This window comes from Streptomyces sp. NPDC054834 (genome assembly GCF_053611185.1).
Genome location: NZ_JBSGZV010000104.1, coordinates 1 through 7,015, shown reverse-complemented (window position 1 = coordinate 7,015; position 7,015 = coordinate 1). Strand labels below are relative to the sequence as shown.

Annotated in this window: 2 protein-coding genes; both read left to right on the top strand. The window is 73.5% G+C overall.

Going from position 1 to position 7,015, the window contains the following annotated elements; all coding sequences use genetic code 11:
- A partial coding sequence (locus ACWGJM_RS48785) for a type I polyketide synthase (RefSeq protein ID WP_453418238.1) occupies positions 1 to 5,423 on the top strand: 5,423 nt, incomplete at its 5' end.
- Between the two features lie 39 nt (positions 5,424 to 5,462).
- Positions 5,463 to 6,944 (top strand): FAD-dependent monooxygenase, encoded by a 1,482-nt coding sequence (locus ACWGJM_RS48780; protein ID WP_453418237.1) that lies wholly within the window; start codon positions 5,463 to 5,465, stop codon positions 6,942 to 6,944.
- Positions 6,945 to 7,015 lie beyond the last annotated feature (71 nt).

Genomic DNA, 7,015 nt, shown 5'->3' with positions numbered 1-7,015 from the left:
TGGGCGACCCGATCGAGGCGCAGGCGCTCATCGCGACGTACGGCCAGGAACGTGACGCCGAACAGCCCCTGTGGCTGGGCTCGTTGAAGTCCAACATCGGCCACACGCAGGCGGCGGCGGGCGTCGGCAGCGTCATCAAGATGGTGCAGGCGATGCGGCACGGAGTGCTGCCGCGCACCCTGCACGTCGATACGCCCACGTCCCATGTCGACTGGTCCGCCGGTACGGTCTCGCTGCTGACGGACGAGCGGGACTGGCCGGAGGCGACAGATCGGCCCCGGCGGGCGGCGGTGTCGTCCTTCGGGATCAGCGGGACCAACGCGCACGTCGTGCTGGAGCAGGCGCCGCCGGAGGAGGCGGTTGCCGAGGCCGCGCCGGAGACGGTGGGTGTGCTGCCGTGGGTGCTGTCGGCTCGTTCGGCGGAGGCGTTGCGGGAGCAGGCGGGGCGGCTGGGGGAGTTCGTGGCCGCGGATCCGTCGGTCGGGGTGCGAGATGTGGCGTTCTCCCTGGCTACGACGCGAACGGTGTTCGAGCACCGGACGGTGGTGCTCGGTGGTGACCGTACGGAGCTGGTGGCGGGGCTGGGCGCGCTGGCGTCCGGTGACTCGCCGGTTGGAGTGGCTGACTCGGGTCGTACGGCGTTCTTGTTCACGGGGCAGGGCAGTCAGCGGGCCGGGATGGGGCGGGAGTTGTACGCCTCGCAGCCGGTGTTCGCGGAGGCTTTCGACGCGGTGTGCGCTGCGGTGGATCCGCATCTGGAGCGGCCGCTCAAGGAGGTCGTCTTCGGCGAGTCCGAGTTGCTGCACCAGACCCAGTACACGCAGGTCGCGCTCTTCGCCGTCGAGACCGCGTTGTTCCGGCTGGTGGAGTCCTTCGGGCTGCGCCCGGACATTCTGATCGGGCACTCGATCGGTGAGCTGACGGCCGCGCATGTGGCCGGGGTGCTGTCCCTGGCCGACGCGGGCGCGCTGGTGGCGGCGCGGGGACGGCTGATGCAGGCCGCGCGGTCGGGCGGGGCGATGCTCGCGGTCGCCGCTCGCGAGGCCGAAGTCGTCCCCGGGCTGGCGGAGTTCGCGGGCCGGGTGGACCTGGCGGCCGTGAACGGGCCGGCGGCCGTTGTCGTCTCCGGGGACGCGGACGCGGTGGAGGAGATCGCCGAGCGGTTCGCCGGCCAGGGCATCAAGGTCAAGCGGCTGACGGTCAGCCACGCTTTCCACTCCCCGCACATGGACGAGGCGCTGGAGGAGTTCACGCGCATCGCCTCCACCCTGACCTTCAACCCGCCGGCGATCCCGGTCGTCTCCAATGTCACCGGACAACTCGCCACGGCCGAGGAACTGACCGACCCCGTCTACTGGGCCCGCCACATCCGCGGCACGGTCCGCTTCCACGACGGTATTCAGACCCTGCACGCCCAGGGCGTGAGCCGCTTCATCGAGCTCGGCCCGGACCCGGTGCTGACCGCAATGGTCCAAAGTTCCCTGGAGTCGGGTGAGTTCACCGCAGCCGCCGCTCTCCGCAAGGACAGGGACGAGGAACATACGTTCCTGTCGGCGCTGGCATCGGCCTACGAGTCCGGAGCCGAGGTCGACTTCGGCCCCCTGCTCTCCGGCGGACGCCGGATCACCCTGCCCACCTACGCCTTCCAGCGTCAGCGGTACTGGCTTCAGGGCACCGCCCGCGCGGACGTCACCACCGCAGGCCTGGAAACGGCGGGACACCCACTGCTGGGCGCACAGGTCGAGTTGGCCGACTCCGCTCACCTACTGCTCACCGGCCGCCTCTCCCTGACAGCGCAGCCCTGGCTGGCCGACCACGCCATCGCCGGCACCGTGCTCCTGCCCGGCACCGCACTGGTCGACCTCGCCCTGCACACCGCCACCCACACCGGCCACACCACCGTCGACGACCTCACCCTCCACGCGCCCGTGGTCCTGGACGAGAACACGCACCTGACGCTTCAGGTCACCGCCCAGCCCCCCGCCGAGGACGGCACCCGCGCCCTGACCATCCACACCCGCCCCGACGGCGACGACACCACCTGGACCCTGCACGCCACCGCCACCCTCACCACCACCGAAGCCAGCCCCGCCCCCACACCCGCAGCCTGGCCCCCGCCCGGCACCCACCCCGTCGACCTCACCGGCCTCTACGACCGCCTGACCGACCACGGCTACCACTACGGCCCCGCCTTCCAGAACCTCACCCACCTCACCCAGAACCCCACCACGGGCGAGCTCCACGCAACCGTCACCCTCCCCGAGTCCCTCACCCCCACCGGCCACACCCTCCACCCCGCCCTCCTCGACGCAGCCCTCCACGCCCTCCTCGCCACCACCGACCCCGACCAGACCCTGATCCCGCACACCTGGACCGGCATCACCGCCCACACCGCAACCGAAGCAACCACCGTCCACGTCACCCTCACCCCCACCACCGACACCACCGTCACGATCACCACCCCCGACCTCACCATCGCCCAACTCACCCTCCACCCCATCAGCGCGGACCAACTCCGCACGACGAACAACCCACTCCACCTGGTCGAGTGGCAACCCCTGGACGCGGGAGGGCCGCAGGCGGACCCGGGTGCGGTGGGCGTCGTGGGTCCCGACCCGCTCGGGCTCGGTCAGGCGCTGAGCGGTGCCGTGGTGTTCGCGGACCTCGACGAACTGCGCACCGCCGAGGCCGGGATCCCGGCGCGGATCCTCGTCACCTGCGTCGGCGACCGGGAGACGGACGATGTTCCCGCGGCCACGCACGCCCTCGTCGGTGAGGTCGCCGCTCTGGCCCAACGGTGGCTCGAGGACGAGGTGTTCGCCGCGTCGGAGCTGGTGGTCGTCACCCGGCGGGCGGTGGCCGTGCGGACCGGCCCGGAGGTGCGGGATCTGCCCGCGTCGGCGATCTGGGGGCTCGTACGGTCGGCGCGGACCGAGAATCCGGAGCGGTTCGCGCTGCTGGATCTCGACGATTCCGGTGCGGACGGCGACGCGATCACGACGGTCCTGGCCGCGCGTGCCCCGGAGGCGGCCGTACGGGACGGGGCCGCGTATGTGCCCCGGCTGGTGCGGGCCGACGAGGCGCGTGGTGTGCTCACTCCGCCCGAGGGCGAGGGGGCATGGCGGCTGGACGTGACGCGTCGGGGCACGCTCGAGAATCTCGCGTTCGTGTCCCACCCCGAGGGGGACGCGTCGTTGCGGGACGGCGAGGTGCGGGTGGCGATGCGGGCCGGTGGTCTCAACTTCCGGGACGTGATGATCGGTCTCGGCATGTATCCGGGCGACGATGCCCGGATCGGCGGCGAGGGTGCCGGTGTCGTGGTCGAGACCGGGCCCGGGGTGAGCCGGTTCGCGCCCGGGGACCGGGTGTTCGGGATGTTCCCCTCCGGTGGGCTCGGGCCCGTGGCCGTGACCGACGAGCGGCTGTTGGGCCGGGTGCCGGTGGGGATGTCGTTCCAGCAGGCGGCGGTCGTTCCGGTGGTGTACCTGACGGCGTACTACGGGCTGGTGGACCTGGCCGGCCTGCGGGCCGGGGAGCGGCTGCTGGTGCACGCGGCGGCCGGCGGTGTCGGCATGGCCGCCGTGCAGATCGCCCGCCACCTGGGTGCCGAGGTCTACGGCACCGCCTCACCCGGCAAGCAGGACACCCTGCGCACCCTCGGCCTGGACGACGCCCACCTCGCCAACTCCCGCACCACCGACTTCGAACAGCACTTCCTCACCACCACCGACGGCCGGGGCATGGATGTCGTCCTCGACGCGCTCGCCCGCGAGTTCGTGGACGCCTCGCTGCGGCTGCTGCCGCGCGGCGGACGCTTCCTCGAGATCGGCAAGACCGACATCCGGGACCCGGACGAGGTGGCGGCGGCCCATCCCGGCGTGCGGTACGCGGCCTACGACGTACAGGACGCCGGTCCGGACCGTATCCGGGAGATGCTGGACGAACTGCTGGCCCTGTTCGAGGCCGGGGCGCTGACGCCGCCGCCGGTCACCGCCTGGGGCCTCGCGAACGCGCCGGAGGCGCTGCGTTTCCTGAGCCAGGCCCAGCATGTCGGCAAGACCCTGCTGACGGTGGGGCGGGAGCTGGACCCGGAGGGCACCGTTCTGATCACCGGTGCCACCGGTTCCCTCGGCCGCCTCCTCGCCCACCACCTCGCCACCACCCACGGCACCCGCCACCTCCTGCTCACCAGCCGCCGCGGACCCCACGCCGACGGCGCCACCGACCTCCTCGACGACCTCCGCGAAGCCGGAGCCGAAGCGACGCTCGTCGCCTGCGACACCGCCGACCCCCACGCCCTCGCCCACCTCATCGACACCATCGACCCCGACCACCCCCTCACCGCCGTCATCCACACCGCCGGCGTCCTCGACGACACCCTCCTCACCCACCTCACCCCCACCCAGCTCACCACCGTCCTGCGCCCCAAGGTCGACGCCGCCTGGCACCTGCACCACCTCACCCGCCACCACGACCTCGCCGCCTTCGTCCTGTACTCCTCCGCCGCCGGCCTCCTCGGCAACCCGGGACAGGCCAACTACGCCGCCGCCAACACCTTCCTCGACGCCCTCGCCCACCACCGCCACGCCCACGGCCTGCCCGCCACCTCCCTCGCCTGGGGCCTGTGGCACACCACCCACGGCATGGGCGGGCGGCTCGACGAGCGGGCGCTGGACCGGCTGGCGCAGTCGGGCGTGGTGGCGCTGTCGCCGGAGGAGGGGCTCAGGCAGTTCGACGCGGCGCTGGCGCTGCGTCAGCCGCTGACGGTGGCGCTGGGGGTCGACACCGGCGTCCTCGCGGACCGCGCGGCGGCCGGGCTGCTCGACCCGCTCTTCGACCGCCTCGTACGGGCCCGGGCGCCGCGGCGCGGCGGGGCGGGGCGGCGCGGTGCGGCCGGCGGGCCGTCGTCGGCGGAGCGGATCGCCGTGCTGCCGGCCGCGGAACGCCGGGAGCTGCTGGGTGAGCTGGTGCGCGGCAGCGTGGCCACCGTGCTGGGGCACGCGTCGGCCTCCGGTGTGGACCCGGAGCGGCCGTTCTCGCTGCTGGGCTTCGACTCGCTGTCGGCGTACGAGCTGCGCAACCAGCTGGGTACGGCCACCGGGCAGCGCCTGTCGCCGACTCTGATCTTCGACCACCCCACCCCGGCCGCGCTCACCGCCCACCTGGACGAGTTGCTCGCCCCGGCGGAGCAGGACCCGTTCGCGGCGCTGCTGGCCGAGCTGGACCGGGCCCAGGAGCGGCTCGGTGACCCGGCGGCCTCGCCGGGCGGGGTGGGCCGGCTCGCCGCACGGGTGCAGGACTTCCTGGTGCGGCTGGAGGAGAGCCGCGGTCCGGCCGACGCGGGCCTGACGGCGAGCGAGCTGTCCGTCGCCTCCGACGACGAGATCTTCGACCTCATCGACAACGAACTCGGCATCGCCTGAGCCGCCTTCACGGGGCGTCGGGCAGGAAGGGAACCGCGCATGTCCGGTCCGGTCATCATCGCGGGCGCTGGGCCCGCAGGGCTCATGCTCGCCCATGAACTGGCGTTGTGGGACATCGACACCGTCGTACTCGACCGGCTCGCCGAGCCCAGTGGGCGGGTGCCCGGGCAGGCGCTGAACCTGTCGGCGGCCGAACTGCTTCAGCAGCGCGGCCTGCTGACCGGTCTGCTGGAGCACAGCAAACCGGTGCAGGGCACGCACTTCTCGCTGATCTGGCTGGACGACAGCGCGCTCGAGGGGCGGCACCAGCCCGCGCTGCTGCTGGGCCAGCAGCATGTGGAGCGGCGGCTCGCGGAGGCGGTCGTGGAGCGGGGCGCCCGGCTGCGGCGCGGCCACGAGCTGGTCGGCTTCTCCCAGGACGCGTCCGGGGTGACGGCGGGGGTGCGCGGGCCCGAGGGCGAGTACGAGCTGCGTGGCAGTCATCTGGTGGGCGCGGACGGTGAGTCGAGCCGGGTGCGGGAGCTGGCCGGGATCGGCTTTCCCGGGTCCGGGTCGCCCAACTGCGGGCTGGTCGCGGACGTGGAGGTGACGCTCGGGGAGCTGCCCGAGGTGCACCGGGGCTCCAAGGTCTCGCCCGGCGGCGGGATCTACTCGGCGGTGCCCACGGACACCGGTGTCACCCGGATCATCACCGCCGAGTTCGACACCGAGTTGCCGGACGCGGACGTCGTGCCGGACGCGGCGGAGCTGCGGGAGGCGATCGCGCGGATCAACGGCAGCCCGTTCCCGGACGTGCCGGTGCGGTGGGTGGAGCGGTACGGCGGGCCGACCAGGATCGCCGACCGTTACCGGGAGGGCCGGGTGTTCCTCGTCGGTGACGCGGCGCACACCTTCTACCCGCTGGCCGGGCTGCGGCTGAACCTGTGCTTCCAGGACGCGCTCAATCTGGGCTGGAAACTCGCCGCCGAGCTGCTGGGCTGGGCGCCGGAGGGCCTGCTGGACACCTACGAGGCCGAGCGGCGCCCGCAGGGTGTGCGCGCCGCGGCGGCCACGGACGCGCAGCTGGCGCTGATCCATCCGGCGCGGCGGGTGGCGCCGGTGCGGGAGCTGGTGACGGAGCTGCTGAAGTACCCGGACGTCAACCGGCACCTGCTGGAGCTGTCGACCGGCCTGGACGTCGGCTACGCGCCGGAGGGCTCGGCGCCGCCGCTGGGCCGCCGGCTGCCGCATGTGCCGCTGGTGGGCGCGGACGGCACGACCAGCGTCCCGCGCCTGCTGCACGCGGGCCGGGGCCTGCTGCTGACCCTGACCGGTCCGGCCGACGGCGTTCCCGCGGCCACGGCGGGCCGCACGGACCGCCTCCGCGCGGCCGCGGTGAAACCGGCCCCCGAGATCCCCGCGGACGCGGTCCTGGTCCGCCCCGACGGCCACGTGGCCTGGGCCGGCGACCCGGCCGCCGACGCGGCGGCCCTGACGGAGGCCGTGGAACGGTGGTTCGGCCCGGCGGGGTCCGGGTCCTGACGCCGGTACGGCCGGTACGACCGCTACGACGACGGAGGCGGGGCACGGCGAGGCCGGTCTCTTATACACAT